15 protein-coding genes are annotated in these 18,689 nt (G+C 66.4%); 8 read left to right on the top strand and 7 right to left on the bottom strand.

The window, feature by feature from the left end; translation table 11 throughout:
• Nucleotides 1-2: 2 nt before the first annotated feature.
• Together AC06G6_RS08670 and AC06G6_RS08665 are read right to left on the bottom strand one after the other, a co-directional pair.
• The gene (locus tag AC06G6_RS08670) at nucleotides 3-461 is read right to left on the bottom strand and encodes a hypothetical protein (protein ID WP_479828184.1); all 459 of its coding nucleotides are present in this window, start codon (nucleotides 459-461) and stop codon (nucleotides 3-5) included.
• 10 nt (nucleotides 462-471) lie between these two features.
• Nucleotides 472-2,388, bottom strand: coding sequence for a primary-amine oxidase (locus AC06G6_RS08665; protein ID WP_479828182.1), 1,917 nt, complete (start codon nucleotides 2,386-2,388; stop codon nucleotides 472-474).
• Nucleotides 2,389-2,510: 122 nt separating this feature from the next.
• On the opposite strand from AC06G6_RS08665, the gene AC06G6_RS08660 reads away from it, so the two are divergent.
• The gene (locus AC06G6_RS08660) at nucleotides 2,511-3,152 is read left to right on the top strand and encodes a TetR/AcrR family transcriptional regulator (RefSeq protein ID WP_479828180.1); all 642 of its coding nucleotides are present in this window, start codon (nucleotides 2,511-2,513) and stop codon (nucleotides 3,150-3,152) included.
• A gap of 112 nt (nucleotides 3,153-3,264) precedes the next feature.
• Nucleotides 3,265-4,224 (top strand): AraC-like ligand-binding domain-containing protein, encoded by a 960-nt coding sequence (locus AC06G6_RS08655; protein ID WP_479828176.1) that lies wholly within the window; start codon nucleotides 3,265-3,267, stop codon nucleotides 4,222-4,224.
• A gap of 161 nt (nucleotides 4,225-4,385) precedes the next feature.
• Here the strand turns inward: AC06G6_RS08655 and AC06G6_RS08650 are convergent, their stop codons facing one another.
• On the bottom strand, nucleotides 4,386-5,867 hold the full coding sequence (locus AC06G6_RS08650) for an APC family permease (RefSeq protein WP_479828174.1): 1,482 nt from the start codon (nucleotides 5,865-5,867) through the stop codon (nucleotides 4,386-4,388).
• A gap of 330 nt (nucleotides 5,868-6,197) precedes the next feature.
• Between AC06G6_RS08650 and AC06G6_RS08645 the strand changes: the two genes are divergently transcribed.
• Nucleotides 6,198-7,607 carry an aldehyde dehydrogenase family protein gene (locus AC06G6_RS08645; protein ID WP_479828172.1) on the top strand — a complete coding sequence of 470 codons (1,410 nt, stop codon included), beginning with the start codon at nucleotides 6,198-6,200 and terminating at the stop codon, nucleotides 7,605-7,607.
• Between the two features lie 125 nt (nucleotides 7,608-7,732).
• On the opposite strand, the gene AC06G6_RS08640 is transcribed toward AC06G6_RS08645, so the two are convergent.
• Nucleotides 7,733-9,202, bottom strand: coding sequence for an APC family permease (locus AC06G6_RS08640; protein WP_479828170.1), 1,470 nt, complete (start codon nucleotides 9,200-9,202; stop codon nucleotides 7,733-7,735).
• Nucleotides 9,203-9,359: 157 nt separating this feature from the next.
• Entirely contained in the window at nucleotides 9,360-10,298 is a 939-nt protein-coding gene (locus AC06G6_RS08635; RefSeq protein ID WP_479828168.1) for a 5'-3' exonuclease, read from the bottom strand.
• A gap of 447 nt (nucleotides 10,299-10,745) precedes the next feature.
• Between AC06G6_RS08635 and AC06G6_RS08630 the strand changes: the two genes are divergently transcribed.
• The 3 genes from AC06G6_RS08630 to ligD all read left to right on the top strand — a co-directional run bounded on the left by AC06G6_RS08630 (nucleotide 10,746) and on the right by ligD (nucleotide 14,158).
• Nucleotides 10,746-11,387: an NADPH-dependent F420 reductase gene (locus tag AC06G6_RS08630; protein WP_479828166.1), complete on the top strand. Its 642-nt coding sequence runs from the start codon at nucleotides 10,746-10,748 to the stop codon at nucleotides 11,385-11,387.
• A gap of 260 nt (nucleotides 11,388-11,647) precedes the next feature.
• Entirely contained in the window at nucleotides 11,648-12,814 is a 1,167-nt protein-coding gene (locus tag AC06G6_RS08625) for a cytochrome P450 (protein ID WP_479828164.1), read from the top strand.
• A gap of 99 nt (nucleotides 12,815-12,913) precedes the next feature.
• Nucleotides 12,914-14,158: a non-homologous end-joining DNA ligase gene (gene ligD, locus AC06G6_RS08620; protein ID WP_479828162.1), complete on the top strand. Its 1,245-nt coding sequence runs from the start codon at nucleotides 12,914-12,916 to the stop codon at nucleotides 14,156-14,158.
• Between the two features lie 98 nt (nucleotides 14,159-14,256).
• On the opposite strand, the gene AC06G6_RS08615 is transcribed toward ligD, so the two are convergent.
• Nucleotides 14,257-14,595 (bottom strand): hypothetical protein, encoded by a 339-nt coding sequence (locus AC06G6_RS08615; RefSeq protein WP_479828160.1) that lies wholly within the window; start codon nucleotides 14,593-14,595, stop codon nucleotides 14,257-14,259.
• 781 nt (nucleotides 14,596-15,376) lie between these two features.
• Between AC06G6_RS08615 and AC06G6_RS08610 the strand changes: the two genes are divergently transcribed.
• Complete coding sequence (locus AC06G6_RS08610) at nucleotides 15,377-16,192, top strand: alpha/beta fold hydrolase (RefSeq protein ID WP_479828158.1); 816 nt, start codon at nucleotides 15,377-15,379, stop codon at nucleotides 16,190-16,192.
• Between the two features lie 110 nt (nucleotides 16,193-16,302).
• Here the strand turns inward: AC06G6_RS08610 and AC06G6_RS08605 are convergent, their stop codons facing one another.
• On the bottom strand, nucleotides 16,303-17,001 hold the full coding sequence (locus AC06G6_RS08605; protein WP_479828156.1) for a maleylpyruvate isomerase family mycothiol-dependent enzyme: 699 nt from the start codon (nucleotides 16,999-17,001) through the stop codon (nucleotides 16,303-16,305).
• Between the two features lie 283 nt (nucleotides 17,002-17,284).
• On the opposite strand from AC06G6_RS08605, the gene AC06G6_RS08600 reads away from it, so the two are divergent.
• Entirely contained in the window at nucleotides 17,285-18,670 is a 1,386-nt protein-coding gene (locus tag AC06G6_RS08600; RefSeq protein ID WP_479828600.1) for an MFS transporter, read from the top strand.
• The last annotated feature ends 19 nt before the right edge of the window (nucleotides 18,671-18,689 follow it).

The raw sequence follows: 18,689 nt of genomic DNA, 5'->3' as shown, positions 1-18,689 counted from the left end.
CATTAGGCCGCGGTGCCCAATGCTGATGCACGCCGGCGCCGGATTCGCAGCCGGGCCACCAACGTCGCGGCGAGCAACGCCGTCGTAAGTTCCAACCCGATGACTCCCAGCGTCATGGCCGCCGGATGGCCTCCCGGCCCTGTCACGGCCGCGGCCGACGGTGCGTGGTTGTGGCCGGCGGCGCCGGCGCCCAGGAACAGGAACGCGTGCAGGAGGGCCATCGCCAGCGCACCGGCCATAACCCGCTGCAGGGCGCCGACGCGGAGGTACCGCCAAATGTGCACGGTGCACGGGAGACACACGGCAACCATGGCAACCATCACCGCATTCAGCCACAGTGCGTGCTGGTTCTCCGCCACCAGCCACACGTGGAAGAGGCAGGAGCCGGCCGTCACGGCGGCGCACATCCTGGCGTGGAGCGTCGGGCCGGCCGACCGGCCCCACGCCCGAATCCGTGCCATGGGCTAGCTGCTACGCATGGCAGTGGCCGCCGGCCGGCTGGGCGGAGGCGGGGACGTCCAGCACGGGGCTGCGGTCAAAGAAGCCGTCCGGCCGCAGCTTGAAGCCCACGGTGTCCACCGGCATGATGGGCCAGTCCTCGGTCCGGGGGAAATGGGTCAGCCCGAAAGTGTGCCAGAGAACGATGTCCTGGCCGTCGATGTCCCGGTCCTGCGCGATATAGGCCGGCAGCCCCGCTCCCCCCGCATGCTGGTTCACGAAATCGCCAGTGGGGTAACGTTCGTCGTCGGCAAAGCGGGTCACCCAGAGGTCCCTCGTGGCGAACGCCGCCCGGCGGGCAATCGAGGATCCGGGATCCGCCAGCAGGGTGGGCTGGCCCTGGGCGTGGAGTTTGTAGCCCACGGCTTCGCCCAGCCGGTTCCGCGATTCGGGGTTCGAGATGACCCAGGTCCGCCCGCTGCGGGCGTCGGCCTCGCGGACGCCGTCCGATTCGCGGCTGAGTACCGTCCGTTTCCGGGAGAAGGCGTTGCCGCGTTCGTTGCCCTCGCCCATCACCTGCCGGACCACGTCCTCTTCTTCAACGCGGTTGGTGAAGCCGTCGATGGCCATGTCCAGCCGGGCGCTGAAGAGGTGCTGGTGGAACGGGGCGCCCAGTCCCGGCGCCAGCTGGGAGATGTTGGCCGAGCCGCCTTCGGGATAGGCGCTGGTAAACACGACGCCGGTGGCCTTGGCCTCGAACTCGATGGTGCCGTCGAGGTAGAGGTACCAGTAGAACCCGTAGTCGTAGTTCCCGATGGTGGTGAAGAACGAGATCACCAGGCGGCGGTTGCGCCGGGTGTACGTGATGCCGGACCAGAGGTCGCTGTGCTTGGCCAGGATGCCCCAGTCCTCCTCGTGCATGCAAATGCCGTTGCGGATCTCGCGCGGATTGCCGAAGGCATCACTGATCACCGGGCTGAGGTAGGTGATCTCCCCCAGGCAGTCACATCCCAGTTCCAGGGAGTTGGCGTACTGGCCCACGAGGTACTCGCCGGTGTCGAAGTAGTTCTGCCAGGAGCGGATCGGCGACGGGTCACCGTAGGGCACCACCATCTCGGCGATGGACGCCCGGTTGATGATCGGTCGCAGCCGGTCTCCGTCCTGGAAGGCGATATTGTGCAGGACGACGCCTTCCCGGACGTCGAAGCCGACGTCGACGCTCCACTTTTCCCATTCCACGTGGTTCCCGTCGGTCACGGTGAAGCTGGGCCCTTCGGGCTGGGTGATGTTGATGGGCTTCTGCGTGGTCCGAAGCGGCCCGGTCAGCTCCGGATCGGTGTAGTTGCCGTGTTCGGCGGGAACCGGCACAGCTCCGGTGTCCAGCACCCGGGTCACCGTCTTGCTGACCACATCGACGTAGGCCACGAGCCCGTCGACGGGGTGCGCCCAGGCGCTGTCCTCCGGGAACTCCTGCACGAACGCCAGCCCGCGGAGGATGCGGCGGCCCCTCTCCTCGGGATACTCGAAGACACCGGCAGACAGCGGTGCGACCCTGACCTTGCCGGCGTCCAGGCCGCGCGCGGCCAGCGCCTTGAGCCACCGCTCATCCGTTGCCAGCAGTTCCTCGACCACCTCGAACTCTTCCTCCAGGACCGGGAGCTCCCCCACGACGGCGGTGTCCAGTTCAACGGCGGACACCACCGCCTGGGCCGTCACGGAGACCGTGACGTCCGCCGGGCGGCCCCCGTCGACGTCGTGAATGAACACACGGAAGCGGCGGTCTTCACGGTCCCTGGCGGCCTCGCGGGCCGGATCCAGCAGGCCCAGGTAGGCAATGCGCTTCTCCGGTCCGAGCAGGCCGGCGGCGAGCAGAACGCTCCGGACTTCGGCGATTTCGGCGCCCGTCGCCAGGCGGTACGGCGCAGCGGTGTCAGTCATTGGGGGCATCATGGGGGCCTTCTGTCCGGGACCTTTGCGGGTCGGATGTTTATTTTCTATAGTTGTAGAGAATACCGATCCGTAAGATGTGCCACAAGAGTCGGCCACGAAATATTTTCCCGGGGAGCAGTTCCGTGCCAAAGATTGTTGATCATGACGAGCGCCGCCTGGAACTCGTGGACGCGACGTGGCGGATCATTGCCCGGCTGGGCATCGAAGGTGCCACCATGCGCGAAATTGCCATCGAGGCAGGGTTCGCCAACGGCGCCCTCAAGCCCTACTTCCCGACCAAGGACGTCCTGCTGGCCTTTGCCTTCAACCATGTCTTCAACCGGACCAACGCGCGGGTGGCAGCGGTCACCGCCGGGAAGTCAGGCCTGCCGGCCCTGCGGGACTTCTGCCGCGAAGTGCTCCCGCTGGACGAGGAGCGCGTCAACGAGGCGCGGATCGTGATCCCTTTCTGGCAAAAGGCGGTCAATGACGAGGAGAAATCCGCAATCCACCGCGCCTCGATGGACCAGTGGCACCACATGATCCTCGGATACCTCGACCAGGCCAGGAAGAACGGCGACGTCACCACCCCGATTCCGGATGACGCCATAGCCGGCCAGCTGCTGAACATGCTGCTGGGCGCGCAGATTACCGCCGCCCTTGCGCCCGCGGCGCAGGCGGCGGAGGGGCCCGCGGCCGACCGCCCCGCCGCCGGGCAGCCGCTCAGCGCGGCCCTCGTGGCCCAGCTGGAGGGCTACCTGGGCCTTCTTGGCCCGGCCCGCTAATCTTTTTTCGCCGAGCGTCGAAAAAAGATGACACCGGCGGCCTCCGGCGCTAATCTGAAAGGACTGTGTCCCAAGACACACCCCCAGGATTATGACGGCGTCAGGATCTGCAATGGCCACAGCTACAACCCACCGAGACTCCCAGGACGTCTGCACCAGCACGGCAACCTCCTTTGACCACTGGAGGCACCTGGTCGCGGAGTCCTTTGTCCCGCTCGTGGCCCAGACGGAGGATCCGGACACGTTCAGCGGCCGCATGAGGTCCCGGCTGCTCGACCGCGTGTGCATCGTCGAGGTCACGGCATCCAGCCACGAAGTCCACCGCACGCCCGCACTGATCGCCCATTCCGGCCAGCGCTACTTCAAACTCAACCTCCAGCTCCACGGAACCGGGCTCCTCATCCAGGACAACCGCGAAGCCGTGCTGCGCCCGGGGGACCTGGCGATCTATGACACCGACCGGCCGTACACCCTGGCGTTCGAGGAGCAGGCCCGCGTGATGGTCGTGATGTTCCCCTACGATGCCCTGTCGCTGCCGCCCGACTGCGTGGGGCAGCTTTCGGCCGTGCGGATGGCCGCAGGCGGCAGCCTGACCGGCATCGTCGGGCCGTTCATTGCCCGGCTCGCGGAAAACCTGGACGTCCTGAACGGCCCCAGCGGTTCCCGGCTGACCACCAACGCCCTCGACCTCGTGTCCACGATGCTCCATGCAGAACTGTCCATGACTCCGGACCGGATGAAGCCGCAGGCGCTCCTCGCCACCTCCGTCCGCGAGTACATCGAGGCGCATCTCTCCGACCCCGCGCTCTCCCCCGCCTCAATTGCTGCGGCCCATTTCATCTCCACCCGCCATCTGCACAACGTCTTCCACGAATCAGGAGCCACCGTTTCCGGTTGGATCCGGACCCAGCGGCTGGAACGGACCCGGCGGGACCTGCGGGATCCGCTGCATGCCGGGGACTCCGTGGGCACGGTCGCCGCCCGCTGGGGATTCCTGGATGCGGCGCACTTCAGCCGCACGTTCCGGGATGCCTTCGGCCAGTCCCCCAGCGACTGGCGCCGCGGCGCCTGAGAGGCGCCTGCATAGGCCACTGCAACGACCGCTGCAACGCTTTAACGAGTGAGGAGGGTGCGGTTCCGGAATATCCGGAACCGCACCCTCCGTCGTCGTCCTGGCCCGTCGTCGTCCTAACGCCCGGCGTCCGGCTTCCGGTTTCCGCGCGCAGTGATGGCCTAACCGGCGAACTCCGCCACTCCGGCCCGGTCTCCGCCCCGGCTCAGGACCCGGACCTCCACCAGCAGGCCGGCCACGAACACCGCGGGGACGGCCACCAGGAGCGCCACGGCCGTTTCGGCGCTGCCGCCGATCAGGGACGTGAAGTTGCTGACCACCAGGTAAAGCACCCAGGCCAGGAGGACGGTGGCCAGCACCGGCGCCACGAGCGTCTGCCAGTACTGCCCGGAGACCCGTTCGCGCCGGAAATACACGACGACGGCAAGGGAGGACAGCATGTACAGCACCAGCAGTGCCGCAACGGCCAGCCCGCTGAACCAGGAGAAGAGGGTCAGGACCGGGTCCAGGTCGAGCAGCGCGAAGGGCGCCACCAGCAGCAGGGCGATGCCGGTCTGGATCCGGGCTGCCACCGCGGGGGCCCGGTGAGCGTTGGTCCGTGCGACGACGCCGGGCAGGGAACCGCGGAGCGCCAGCGAATGCAGGTAGCGGTTGATGCCGTTGTGGAAGGCGATGATGCCGGCCAGCAGGGACGTCACGAGCAGAATGCCGGTGGTGACCCCTGCCCACGGCCCGAACAGCTCCACCATGGGCGTGAGCACGAACGCCGTGGAGTCGCCGGACTCCAGCGCCGCCCCCGCCGCCCCGACGACCTGCGACGGGCCGTAATAGCTGACCAGCATCCAGGAAATGAAGGAGAAAAAGACGGCAATGACGCCCACGGACAGGTAGGTGGCCCGGGCCACGGTCCGCTGCGCGTCCTTGGCCTCAGCCGAATAGATGGCGGTGGATTCGAATCCGAACATGGAAGCGACCGCGAACATGATGGCCACGCCGGGGGCGCCGCTGGCGATCGCGTCTGGTGAGAAGGACGCGGCAATACTGAGCCCTTCCGGTCCCCCGCCCCGGAACAGCACAGTCAGCCCGAACATCAGCAGGATCGCGACCTCCAGGCCCACGAGAACTGCCAGGACCCGGGCTCCGAGTTCGATGTTCAGGGAACCCAGGACCTGCACGCCGGCCATGGTCACCACAGCCAGCACCCACCAGGGGACGCTGATTCCGGCACTGCCGAGGAGGCCGGAAAAAGCCGCGCCGTAGAGGCCGTACATGGCGGCCTGCACGGTGCTGTAGGCCAGCAGCGCCAGCCACGCGGCGCCGGCGCCGATCTTCCGCCCGAACGCCGCCGTGACGTAGGCGTAGAAGGCGCCGTTGGCCTGGATCTTCCGGCTCATGGCAACGAAACCCACCGCGAAAATCACGATGACGATGCCGACCACCAGATAGGCGCCGGGCGCTCCGGGGCCGTTGCCGAGCGCTGCGGCCAGCGGGGACGCCCCGACGATGCCGGTCAGCGGCGCCTGTGCGGAAAGAACAAAGAACAGAATGCCCATGACACCGACGCTGCCGGCGCGGAGGGCAGTGGAGTGCTCGTGCCGGGGAGTGGTTTCTGCGGTCCGGGACTCGGAATTTGAAATACTCATTGGATCCTTCTTCACGGTCATGAGTGCTGGGTCAGTGGTGCCTGGCACCGTGCAAACCAGCATGGCAGCGGCCCCGTGTCCGGCTTTTGTCGATCAGTGACCGTTTGTTGTAGCTGAGCGCAGCGACGCCTTTTCCGCACCGATCCGCGCTTCCCCCGATTGACGTGCTTCGCCCGGAACCTGGCCGCCATCGTTCGCTCGTCGTCAAGAGTCGTTCCCGCAGAGACAAGCCACCGGGCTTCCGCAGGAGGACGCTTGGAGCAGCGTCTTCAGGCCGCAGGGCCGGGACGGATCACCAGTTGCGCCTTAACTACTCGAAGTGGAGTACCGATGGAAACCTACGATGCCCTTCTCGCCGCCATCACGCCGTCGTCCGGCCCGACCCGCACGATTCTTGACCCGGCCACGGGCGAGCCCGTGGGGGAAGCACCTGTTCATGACGTGGCGGACCTGGAGCGCGCCATCACCGCCGCCGCGGCCGCCCAGCCGGCCTGGGCCGCACTGGGTCACGACGCCCGCAGCGCCGCACTGCTCAGGGCCGCCGACGCCGTCGACCGTTCCGCCGAGGAACTCTCCCGGCTCCTCTCCCGCGAGCAGGGCAAGCCGCTGAACGGCCCCAACGCCCGCTTCGAGGTCGGCGCCTGCTCGGCCTGGCTCCGTGCCGCGGCCACCACCGGGCTGGAGCCGGACACCGTCGTCGACGACGGCGAGACGCACGCCGTCGTCAGCTACCGCCCGATCGGCGTCGTCGGTGCGATCGGGCCGTGGAACTGGCCCATGATGATCAGCATCTGGCAGATCTCCCCCGCTCTGCGGATGGGCAACGCCGTGGTGGTCAAACCCTCCGAGTACACGCCGCTCAGCGTCCTGGCGCTGGTCAGCGTCCTGAACCAGGAACTGCCGGAGGGCCTTCTGTCCGTCGTGTCCGGCGGACGCGAGGTCGGCGCACGCCTGGCCGAGCACCCCGCCATCGGCAAAATCATGTTCACCGGCTCCACCGCCACCGGCAAGGCGATCATCAGATCCTCCGCCGGCACCGTCAAACGGCTCACCCTCGAACTCGGCGGCAACGACGCCGGCATCGTCCTCCCTGACGCCGACCCGAAGTCGATCGCGGAAGGCCTGTTCTGGGGCGCCTTCATCAACACCGGGCAGACCTGCGCGGCGCTCAAGAGGCTGTACGTCCACGACGACATCTACGATGCGGTCTGCACGGAACTCGCCGCCGTCGCCGCGGCCATGCCGATGGGCGTCGGACTCGACGAGGTGAACGTCCTCGGCCCGCTGCAGAACAGGCAGCAGTTCGACGTCGTGGCCCGGCTCGTCGATGCGGCGCGCGACTCCGGCGCCCGGATCCTGCTGGGAGGCAACCCGGAGTCAGGCCAGCCGGGCTACTTCTACCCCACCACGCTCGTGGCCGACATCGACAATGACAACCCCCTCGTCGCCGAGGAACAGTTCGGCCCGGCCCTGCCCATCATCCGCTACAGCACCGTCGATGAGGCCGTGGCCATGGCGAACGCCCTCGACGTCGGCCTCGGCGCCTCCGTCTGGTCAGCAGACCCGGCCGCGGCCCGTGCGGTGGCAGCCCGGATCGAAGCCGGAACAGTGTGGATCAACAAACACGGGGCCGTGGACCCGCGCGTTCCCTTCGGCGGGGCCAAGCAGTCCGGCTATGGACTCGAGTTCGGCGTCGAAGGGCTCAAGGCCCTGGGTGTCCCGCAGGTGATCAACGGCTGAGGGTGCAGCAGTTCAGCACCATGGCTGAGGGCCGGCGTCGATGGCGCCGGCCCTCAGCCATGAGACAGCCCCGCCATTGCGGGCCGCGGACAACTCCCTGATCCTGGTGATCCGCGACGCGGACGCTACCCGTCCTTGCCGATGTTCTGGATGCCGACAGGTTCGCCCGGCCGGGTGTTGGTCCGCTTCGTGATCAGCCACGTGATGAACCACAGCACGACGCCGATCGCCATCAGCCCCCCGGCGATCTGGTACTGAATGACGGGCCGGCCGACCCATGGACCGGCGAGGAAGGCACACAGCAGGGCCGCGACGAGCGGCAGCTGCCCGGGCGAGGTGAAGAACACCTTGCGGTGGGGGTCCCTCTTGCCGCGGAGCACGAGGCAGGCAACATTCACCACGGTGAAGACGCACAGGAGCAGGAACGCCGTCGTGCCGGAGAGGTTCGCGACGACGTTGCTGTCCGGGTCGGACGTGACGTACAGGATCAGCCCCAGCGCGAGGACGGTCGAGAAAACGATCCCGGCCCACGGCGTGCGGCGCCCCGGGAGGACCTTTCCCAGCGCCCGCGGCAGGACGTCCTGCCGGGCCATGCCGTAGATCAGGCGGCTGGCCATCAACATGTTGATCAAGGCGGTGTTGGCGACTGCGAAGACCGCGAGGAATGGAAACACCTGGTCAATCGGGAAGTCCGGTGAGCCCTTACCCACCACCTCGAGGAGCGCGGCGCCCTCGGCCTCCCTGATCCCTTCGAGTTCGGTGGGCGTCAGCACGGTCACCACGGACACCGCCACCAGCATGTAGAGGATCACCGCGATGCCGAGACCGGTCAGCATGGTCCGGGGGAAGATCCGCTCGGGATTCTGGGTCTCCTCGACCATGTTCACCGAGTCCTCGAAGCCGACCATTGCGAAGAACGCGATGGAGGTGGCGGCGGTGACGGCCAGGAACAACCCCTTGTCCTGGGAGTCGGTGAAGACCGTGATCTCCGCGAGGTTCCCGGTCCCCTGGGCCATCACGTAGAAACCGACGCCGATCACGATGCACAGGGCGGTCATCTCGACCAGGGTAAGGACCACGTTGAACTTCACACTCTCGCCCACGCCGCGCAGGTTGATCGCCGCCAGCAGCAGCATGAAGCCCATCGCGACGGCCGTGATCGCTCCCTGTCCGGGCATGGCCATCCAGCCGTTGACCTCAAAACCCCCAAAGAGGTTCTGGGCGAGGACGTTCGCGGAGGTCGAGGCGCTCGTGATGCCGGAGCAGACGACGGCGAACGCCACCAGGAAGGTCACGAAGTGGATACCGAACGCCTTGTGCGTGTACAGCGCCGCACCGGCTGCCTGGGGGTACTGCGTGACCAGCTCCAGGTAGGAGAAAGCGGTCAGCGTCGCGACCATGAACGCGAGCAAGAACGGCAGCCATACGAGGCCGCCGACCGTGCCGGCCATGGTTCCGGTGACGGCGTACACACCGGCGCCAAGGATGTCACCGACGATGAACAGCAGTAGGAGCTTCGGTCCCAGGACCCGCTTGAGTTCGGGCGGGTTGCCTTCGGGAGTTGCGTCGAACACTTTGTCTTCAGTTGTGCTCATGCTTGACCTCCACAACAGGTAGGCGGCTCCCTGATGGGCCGCGGCTCCCGATCTCGATGTGACCTACTTCACCTTGGCCTTGTCACGTCGCTTTGGCAACAGTCAGGGCGGAGTACCGGAGTCCCGTTCCGGCGCGGTCCAGTAGTGCGGCTTCCCCTCAGCCACGCCGGTCGAGCGCGTCGAGGAGCCTTCTGACCGAGCCGCCGAGGTTCCAGTCGGTCGCAAGACGTTCGAGTTCGGCGCGCGAATCGCCCGCGACAGGGCGCAGCTGCGCGCCCGCCTGCTCCAGCGTCGGCAGCGTCAGGTCGCGGACGACGTTGACGACGGCGGGCGCAACCGCGAGGTAGTCCGTGGCCGCGGCGAGCTTTGACCGCACGGATGCGGACAGACCGCTTCCCGCATCCGCCGCGGCGGTCAACAACCCGTCGAGCGTGCCGTACTCGCCAAGCAGAGACGAGGCGGTCTTCTCGCCGATGCCGGCGACGCCCGGCAGCCCGTCGGAGGTGTCGCCGCGGAGGGCCGCATAGTCTGCATACTGCCCGGGCAGCACGCGGTACTTCTCAACGACGACCGCGTCGGTGAGGACTTCAAGGTTCTTCATGCCCCGCGCGGTGTAGATCACGCGCACCTGACGGGCGTCGTCCACGACTTGGAAGAGGTCGCGGTCGCCGGTCACCACGTCGACGGGGAGCTGAGCGTGGCTGGCGTAGGTGCCGACGACGTCGTCGGCCTCATGTCCGGCAGCCCCCACGACGGCGATGCCGGCGAGCTCGAGCACCCGGCGGATCATCGGAATCTGCGCCTCGAGCGCGTCCGGCACGGTCTCCACGTCGGGGCCAGCCGCGACCTCCTCCGCGACCCGGTGCGACTTGTAGCTCGGGATGAGGTCGACCCGCCACTGCGGGCGCCAGTCGTCGTCCCAGCACGCAATTAGATGCGTCGCGTCGTAGTCGGTGGTGAGCCGCGCGATCATGTCGAGCAGCCCGCGCACGGCGTTCACCGGAGTGCCGTCGTCGCGGCGGATCGTGTCGGGGACACCGTAGAAGGCGCGGAAATACAGCGACGCGGTGTCGAGCAGCATCAGGCGGTCGGGCATACCTGATCCTGACACGGAAGACCTTCCCTGAGAACCCGACGTGCCCGGACTGCCGTGCAGGGCTCTCGGTAGAGATACAGCATCGGCTCTGTGCCATTGGGCTGGGTGTTGGTGAAACCGCGTGTTTCGTAGAAGCGGCGTGCCACACATCAGCAGTCACCGCTTCATCATGATGGGCGCAATGAGCCGGCGTTCACCCTGGCGTACGCTGCTCGGGTCCTGGGACGTTTCGGAAGCCTGGGACCCCCGGGGATACCAGCTCAGGCGGTGAAGTTTTCAATCCCGCCGTCTCCGCCTTGGCATGGAGTGCTGAAGTCGGGCCGGCGCAGATACTTGACGCTTCAAGCAGCGAGGGCTACATTAGTTGTAGCTTCAACAAACGCTCCTCCAGTAGAACAGAACCTGATGAAAACCCTCCTGGCCCGCATTTTCGGAAAGAAGACCCCCATGACGAACCTCACCATCATCGGCAACGGCAACATGGCCCGCGGCATCGCCACCCGTGCCCTCGCTGGCGGCCTGACCGTCGAGATCCTCGGACAGGACGCCACCAAAGCAAAGGAACTGGCCACAGAGCTCGGCGCCGGCGTCACCTTCGGCACCACGGTCGATGCTCCGCAGGGCGCCATCGTGGTCCTTGCCGTCCCGTTCGACGCCGCAAAGTCCGTGGTCCGCGGCTATGGCGATGCGTTGGCCGAAAAGACCGTCGTGGATATTACCAACCCGGTGAACTTTGAGACCTTCGATTCCCTGGTGGTCGAGGCCGGGAACTCCGCCGCCGAAGAAATCGCGCAGCTTGTTCCCGCCGGCGCCAAGGTGGTCAAGGCGTTCAACACGACCTTCGCCGGCACCCTGGTGGCCGGCGAGTCCGGCGGACAGCCGCTGGACGTCTTCATCGCCGGGGACAACGCAGAGGCCAATGCCGCCGTCAGCGGCTTCGTCAGCGCCGGCGGCATGCGCCCCCTGGTCGTCGGTCCGCTCAAGCGGGCCCGCGAACTCGAAGGCTTCCAGTTCGTCCTCATGACCATGCAGGCCAACCCGGAGTTCGCCGACTTCAACTGGGACACCGGACTCCAGGTCACCAAGTAGTAGGGGTCTGGCCGCAGCCGACACCCAAATAGCCAAGAGGACGACGGCGGGAACTCTCCCGCCGTCGTCCTCTTTAGTACGCCGCCGACAAGTCCCTCGCTCCGGGTGGACGGCCCCCGGTCAAGGGCGAAGCCGCCACAGTTAGCTACTGACAGGCCGAGCGGGGGTCGAATAAACTCAGGGTTCCACGGGTCCATCAATTCGACGCCCCGACGGTCATCAAGGCCGATAGATCGCCGGGCTGAGCAGGGAGGCCAGCCATGGACTTCGCCCCGGCCAGTGAGCATCCGCTGGACCCTTTTCCCCATTACGAGCGCATGCGGGAAGCCGCACCGGTATTTCACGACGAGCAATCCGGAAGCTGGCATGTCTTCCGGTATGACGACGTGCAGCGGGTGCTCTCCGAACATGCCAGGTTTTCTTCCCGCATGCAAGGCGACGATCCATCCGAGACAGGCCACCTGTTCGCGTCGAGCCTGATCACCACCGATCCCCCGCGGCACCGGCAATTGCGCTCCCTGGTGACCCAGGCGTTCACACCGAAAGCTGTGGACGCGCTGGCTCCCCGCATCTCAGAACTCACCGACGAGCTTCTGAAGGGGATCGCTTCGCTCGGAACAGCGGACCTGATCCAGGCGCTGGCGTACCCGCTGCCGGTTATCGTGATCTCCGAACTCATGGGCATACCGGCCGCTGACCGTGACCGCTTCAAGCAGTGGTCCGACGTCATCGTCAGCCAGACGCGGACCGGCGCGGCGACGGAGGACCACCAGGCCACCAACCAGGAGATGACCGGGTACTTCCTGGCCCTGATCGAACAGCGACGCAGCCGGCCCGGCAATGATTTGATCAGCAACCTGCTCGCCGCCGAGATCGACGGGCAGAAGCTGAACGTGGCCGAACTGCTGGGCTTCTGCGCCCTGCTGCTCGTCGCCGGCAATGAAACAACCACCAACCTGATCGGCAACGCGGTTCTTTGCTTCACCGAAGTGCCCGGCACGATCGAACGGCTGGTGCAGGAACCAGCGCTGCTCCCCCAGGCCATAGAAGAGGTCCTCCGCTTTCGGTCCCCCGTCCAGTCCATGTACCGGGTGACAGTTGCCGACACCACCCTGGGCGACATGGGGATTCCGGCCGGCGCCCCGGTGGTGGCGTGGATCGGCTCCGCGAACCGCGACGAGCGGCAGTTCGAGCGGCCTGCCCGGTTCGACATCGACCGCGGCCAGATCCGGCATCTGGCGTTCGGCCACGGCATCCACTTCTGCCTCGGTGCCCCGCTGGCACGACTGGAAGCACGGATCGCGCTGGAGGCCACCCTGGCCCGGCTGCCCGGACTGACCCTCGCCCCGGGGGCCCAGCTGGAACGGATGGACAGCACCATCGTCTACGGGGTGAAGTCGCTCCCGGCGAGCTGGCAGGCAGCCTGACCGCAGACCCGTCGTGCCAGGAGTCGGAGGTCCCCGGGTCAATCCGCCTGCCGTGCAACGGGTCTGGCCGGGACATCTGATCGTTGCTAGCGTGGCGGCATGAACCCGTCGAAGACCCCGGCCGAGATCCTCAGCATCGCCGGCACGGAGGTTCGCATCTCGAGTCCGGACAGGGTGGTGTTCCCCGAGCCCGGGCTGACGAAGCTGGACCTGGTTCGCTACTACCTCGCGGTCGCGGATGGTGCCCTGCGGGGCGCCGGCGGGCGGCCTATGGTGCTTAAGCGCTTTCCGAAGGGAATCGACGCCGAGCCGTTCTTCCAGAAGCGCGTGCCGGAAAACCACCCCGACTTCATCCACACAACGACGCTTCACTACGCGTCGGGGACGTCAGCCGAGGAGGCCGTGATCCGGGATGCTGCGGGCCTGGCGTGGGTTGTGAATCTTGGCTGCCTGGACCTGAACCCGCACCCCGTCCGCGCCGAGGACCTGGAACACCCCGACGAGCTCCGGGTCGACCTGGATCCGATGCCGGGGGTCGACTGGAAGCAGATCGTCGACGTCGCCTACGTCGCGCGGGAGGTGCTCGACGACATGGGGCTGGTCGGATGGCCGAAGACGAGCGGGTCGCGCGGACTCCACGTCCTGGTGCGCATCGCGCCCCTGTGGTCCTACCGCGACGTGCGGCTCGCCGCCGAAACTCTCGCCCGCGAGGTCGAAAACCGCGCCCCGGGACTCGCCACCGCGCGGTGGTGGAAGGAGGAGCGCGGCGAAAGTGTATTCGTCGACTTCAACCAGAACGCCAAGGACCGCACCGTGGCGTCCGCGTACTCCGTCCGGCCGCTGCCCGACGCCCGCGTCTCGACGCCGCTCACCTGGGACGAGGTGGCCTCCACCCGCCCGGAACAATTCACGGTGCCCACGGTGCTCGAGCGCTTCGCCGCGGCGGGCGACCCCCACGAGGGCATCGACGACGCCGTGGGGTCACTGGACGGGCTCCTCACCCTGGCTGCCGAGCTCGGTCCCGCCGAAAAGCCGCCGCGGAGCGGCGACGGCTCGGGTCGCCGGCAGTCGGTGATGCCCCTGATCGAAGTGGCACGAACCAAGACCAAGCCCGAGGCGCTTGCGGCGCTCGATGAATGGAAGGCCCGGCATGCGGACCTCGTCCCGGCCCTGCATCCCGCCGACGTACTCGTCGACGGGATGCGGGGGTCGAGTTCGCTCTGGTACCGGGTGCGGGTGAACCTGCAGCACGTCCCCGAAAAGGAGCGTCCGCCGCAGGAGGAACTCATCGCCGACTTCGACCCATGGGCGGGCAAAGAGTGGCCGGGGCGGCCTGGGCCCTGACACCACCGGGCCGGATCGGGCAGGTGGATGCCGACGTCGCACGAAGTCCTTGACCGCCCCCTCCGTGCCAGCAGCGCAATCGACCGCTGAGAGGACCCCTAGGAGTACTTCAGGCTCAGCATCAGGGCCTTGAGCTGCGCGTACTGCTGCGTGGCCATCCACGATTTCGCCGCTTGGCGGCTCGGGAAGCCCGGCACGTGGTTCGGGTAGACCGACTGGTTGAAGATGACCCGGTTCTGCGCTGCGCCGTTTCCCATTTTGAGCAACGTGCACTGCGACGCGACGTCCCCCTGCTCCAGGTTGCTGGGGTTCATGACCGCCATGAAGTACGAGTCATCCCCGCCACTCCTTTCCACAATAAATCCGAACATCGGCGTCGTGCCGTCAACTTCGCGCATTCCGGGGACGGGTGCCTTGTCGAACACCGTGCGGTTCACGGGTCCCGCCGAGCAGCCGATGCCATTGGCGCCGCTTGAGACGCTGAAGAGGTCGGCGCCCGTGCCGTCCGAGACGATCGCTTCAACCGGCTGCCAGGGCGGCCCCTCCTGGCCCGGCCCCCGCTGCGTCCTAACGGACCAGGAACCCGGGTAGGAGAAGGAGATGTGCCCATCGGGAAATGTGAAGGTTTTCAGAGCTGGCTGGACCGGCGCAGCAGGCGGCGCGGCAGGGACAGCTGGCGGGGCAGCAGGCGCAGCAGGCGGGGCCGCAGGCGCCGCTGGCGGGGCGGGGACTTCAGTGGAAGGCACGTCGGCGCTGGGAGTGGCTGTCGGGGTGGCAAGGGCCGTGGCGGAAGGTGTCGCGGAGGCGCTCAGACTGGGGGCCGCACTCTGTGCTGTCGCATTCTCCGCCGGCTGGGGTCCACAGGCTGAAAGCACAAGGCTGAGAGTAAGACCGGTCATAGTCACGGCACTGCAGAGTCTGAAGCGTTTGGACGTCATGTTTCTAGTTCCCCCTGAAAGGCGCGTAATAGCGCAGTGTCTGCCCCCTCAACAGCCCCTTTATCGGGACCAGCGGCATTAGTCAAAGACTAGACGGAAGAAATTGCCCTGTCAGAGCTTATTCAGGGGCATGACCATAACTGCTTCATAACGAAATCGGTCACGCCAGAACGGCCCATCAGGAGGTGCTGATGCCTTGGGGCAATCGTCAGCGGACCAGCGGGAAAACCCCGCCAACAGGCCCCGGGAGGCCACACTATTGAGGGCGGTGTTGCTGTTAATGATCGATCAATACGATGTTGACATGGAGCGACGGATCAATGACGTCCTGATTCATTACGTCGAGCACGGTAGCGGCGTGCCGCTGATTGCGCTGCACGGCGCCGGTGTTGATCACCGCGAGATTGAGGCGGCGATCGAGGCCGTCGTCCCCGGCTCGGGATACCGGCGGATCTATCCGGATCTGCCAGGAATGGGCCGCTCCACCACCGGGGACCTGGCCTGCAACGACGACGTGGTCGGGCTCATCGCCGACTTCATTGATGGTCTCGAGGCCGGACCGGTGATGTTGCTTGGGCATTCCTACGGCGCATATCTTGCGCGCGGCGTGGCCTCGCAGCGGCCGGACGTCGTGCGCGCCCTGGCTTTGCTATGCCCCGTCGCCGAGCGCTCACAAAATGTGCCCGACCATCAGGTGATTTGTCAGGACGCTGACGCGTACGACGAACTCGAACCTGAGCATCGGCAAGGTTTCGATGAATACTTCGTCGTGCGCACACCGGCCACCGCCCGCCGCTACCGCAGCCATATCGTGCCGGGCACGAGGCTGGTCGACGCGACCGGGCTGGGCCGGATTTTCGCGGAATGGACGGTCGACGTCGGGTCGGGCACCTTCCTGGGGCAGACCCTGATCGCGGCGGGACGACGCGATTCGGTCGTTGGATACACCGACGCAATGGACTTACTCGAGCGCTATCCGCACGCCACCCTGGCAGTGGTAGACGGCGCGGGCCATGCACTCATGCACGAGCGGCCAGAGGTCCTTGCCGCGTTGCTCAGAGACTGGCTTGACCGGGCTCGCCGAGACGACAGGTAACGGCCTTCCCCCAACCAGCAGCTGGGTGGTGCCGTCGGGCCGGGGCTGCAGGGCGGCGCTGGACACCGCGCTTTTCTGGCCGGCCCATGTGGGCTCGCTCTCATCCTGGCTCACCAGGCTGGCAGCACCGGCACCGGTCCGTCCACGTCAATATGTTCCGCGTCCCCGCGGGCCAGCCACTGGAGCAGCCCCTCGCGGTCGGACACCACGCGCAGACCGCCGTCGCCGATCACCCACTCGTCACGCTCCTCGGTCACCAACGTCATTCCCGGTGACCCTTTGGCCCGGAGCGAACGCACCACGGCTTCAAGGGCGTTCAGCAGCGAATCCGGATCGGCCTCCTCGATGGTCCAGGCGGTGTCGAGGTCATGGTGATGCACCACCACCTCGGCAATCCGGAGCGCAACGATGGACGTGGCAGGGAGGGCCCTGCCGTTCAGCTGCACCTCGGGGGCCGCAAGCTCCCCGCCCAGCCGCTGTGCCTGCTCGGCAAAGCTCCGGGCCGAGTCCCGCAGTTCCGCGACGAGCTCTTTCCGCGGGAGAGCGGCCAAGGCGGCGATCTGCTGGGAACGGGCGTCCGGCGAGGCATACAAGGAACGTTCCTCGCCTGAGACGGCCCAGTCGACGAGCTTTACCAGAGCGCGCCCGTTGGACGTGACGTGGGCGATGACATCGGCGCGCGTCCATCCCTCGCACAGCGAGGGAGCGGTCAGCTCGTCGTCGACAAGTGACTCGACGGTAGCCAGGAACATGTCCGACTCCCTGCCGAGGCGGGACAGGTCTGAGTGAAGGCGTGCGGGCTTGATCATTTTGCCAGCCTATCCATGCGCCCGGGTAAGGACCAGCGTTCCTGCCCGCTGTTCCATATCCAGATCGTATGGACTGAGACAGACAGGACTGCCAGGGCGGCACCTCCTAAATCAGGCTGTTTGATATCAGCAGCATATGAATAACCCCCGGGCGAAAAGCAGGGCATTTCCCTCATATGACTTGAATCACACCTCTGTCAGGCTGAAAGCAATCGGAAGTTGGCCCCGAAGATCCTTCGCTGCGCCGCTCCGTCTTCACTTCGCGCAGAGAGGACCTGGCACCATGACACAACCACATGCCGTTGTAGCCGAAAATCCAAAAAAGGAGGCGCGCACGGCGAATTGGGTCGCCTTCATCATCTGCGCGGCCCTCGTGTTTGACGGATACGACCTCGTTATTTACGGCACCGTCCTTCCGGGACTGCTTGCGGACCCGAGCCAGATCGGCGCTTTTGATACAGTTGCCGCCGGCCTCCTGGGGTCCTGGGCGCTCATCGGAGTCCTCGTGGGTTCCCTGGTCTGCGGCGCAGTCGGCGACTTCTTCGGCCGGCGCCGGCTGATGCTCCTGGGCATCTCTTGGTTCTCCGTGGGCATGTTCGTGACGGCCTTTGCCACCAGCGTCACTGCTTTTGGAGCCTTGCGGTTTGTTACCGGGCTTGGCCTGGGAGTGGTTATCGCTACTGCCGGCGCCACCATGGCTGAATTCGCACCCGCCGGAAGACGTCAGTTCTACAACGCAATTGTGTATTCCGGAGTCCCTGCGGGCGGCGTCCTGGCATCAATCCTGGGCATCCTGCTGCTCAATGACATCGGCTGGCGCGGGCTGTTCATGATCGGCGCACTACCCCTCGTCCTCCTCGTGCCCATCGCGTGGTTCAAGCTCCCTGAGTCTCCGCGCTGGCTGCTGGCCCGCGGCCGTGAGCAGGAAGCCCAGGCCGCTTCACAACGCACCGGCGTTCCGCTTATCGAGGAACGGGTCATTCAACAGGTGGGCGCCGCACCGCAAAAAACAGGTTTCGCCGCAGTGTTCTCCCGGCAGTTCGCTGTGCCATCCATTTTGCTTGGCCTGATGTCGTTCTGTGGCCTGCTCCTGACTTACGGCCTGAACACATGGTTGCCGAAAATCATGGAAGGCTACGGCTACGGGCGCACATACTCCCTGTTCTTCCCCCTGGCGCTGAACCTGGGTGCCGTCGCGGGCGGTCTCCTGCTTTCGCGCCTCGCTGACAAGAGCGGCCCCCAGCGGGTCATCGCCTCCACCTTTGTTCTGGCGACCATCAGCCTGGTGCTGATGACCTTCAGCTTCCCGCTGCCCTTGCTGTTCACCTTCATCGCCTTCGCCGGCGTAGGCACACTGGGCACCCAGGTCCTGATTTATGGGTTCCAGTCGAATTACTACACCACCAATGCCCGGGCCGCTGGCGTGGCATGGTGTGCAAGTGTGGGACGCTTCGGCGGGATTCTAGGGCCCATCATCGGTGGCTGGCTGGCTGCCGCAGGCATTGGCGGGGCCACAGCGTTTTATATCTATGGGGCCGTAGCCCTCGTCGGCGCTGTCGTGACCATTTTGGTCCCCCGCCAGCGAAAGCTGGAGGAAGCCGAGCACAGAGTGGAGGAGATCGTCGAAGGGCGGACAAGGGACAGCATCCCTTCGGAGCAACTCAGGTAGCCCGCGTGATGCTGCCCTG

Source organism: Arthrobacter sp. CJL-S3 (genome assembly GCF_056711635.1).
The sequence above is the reverse complement of the archived record's forward strand: the minus strand, read 5'-3'. Positions and strand labels throughout refer to the sequence as shown.

Bases quoted from the DNA above. Each gene is read 5' to 3' on its own strand.
- AC06G6_RS08610 (WP_479828158.1), top strand. From the start codon at position 15,377: ATGATCGATCAATACGATGTTGACATGGAGCGACGGATCAATGACGTC.
- AC06G6_RS08625 (WP_479828164.1), top strand. From the start codon at position 11,648: ATGGACTTCGCCCCGGCCAGTGAGCATCCGCTGGACCCTTTTCCCCAT.
- AC06G6_RS08605 (WP_479828156.1), bottom strand. From the start codon at position 17,001: ATGATCAAGCCCGCACGCCTTCACTCAGACCTGTCCCGCCTCGGCAGG.
- AC06G6_RS08640 (WP_479828170.1), bottom strand. From the start codon at position 9,202: ATGAGCACAACTGAAGACAAAGTGTTCGACGCAACTCCCGAAGGCAAC.
- AC06G6_RS08670 (WP_479828184.1), bottom strand. From the start codon at position 461: ATGGCACGGATTCGGGCGTGGGGCCGGTCGGCCGGCCCGACGCTCCAC.
- AC06G6_RS08650 (WP_479828174.1), bottom strand. From the start codon at position 5,867: ATGAGTATTTCAAATTCCGAGTCCCGGACCGCAGAAACCACTCCCCGG.
- AC06G6_RS08630 (WP_479828166.1), top strand. From the start codon at position 10,746: ATGACGAACCTCACCATCATCGGCAACGGCAACATGGCCCGCGGCATC.
- ligD (WP_479828162.1), top strand. From the start codon at position 12,914: ATGAACCCGTCGAAGACCCCGGCCGAGATCCTCAGCATCGCCGGCACG.
- AC06G6_RS08635 (WP_479828168.1), bottom strand. From the start codon at position 10,298: ATGCCCGACCGCCTGATGCTGCTCGACACCGCGTCGCTGTATTTCCGC.
- AC06G6_RS08600 (WP_479828600.1), top strand. From the start codon at position 17,285: ATGACACAACCACATGCCGTTGTAGCCGAAAATCCAAAAAAGGAGGCG.
- AC06G6_RS08655 (WP_479828176.1), top strand. From the start codon at position 3,265: ATGGCCACAGCTACAACCCACCGAGACTCCCAGGACGTCTGCACCAGC.
- AC06G6_RS08665 (WP_479828182.1), bottom strand. From the start codon at position 2,388: ATGATGCCCCCAATGACTGACACCGCTGCGCCGTACCGCCTGGCGACG.
- AC06G6_RS08645 (WP_479828172.1), top strand. From the start codon at position 6,198: ATGGAAACCTACGATGCCCTTCTCGCCGCCATCACGCCGTCGTCCGGC.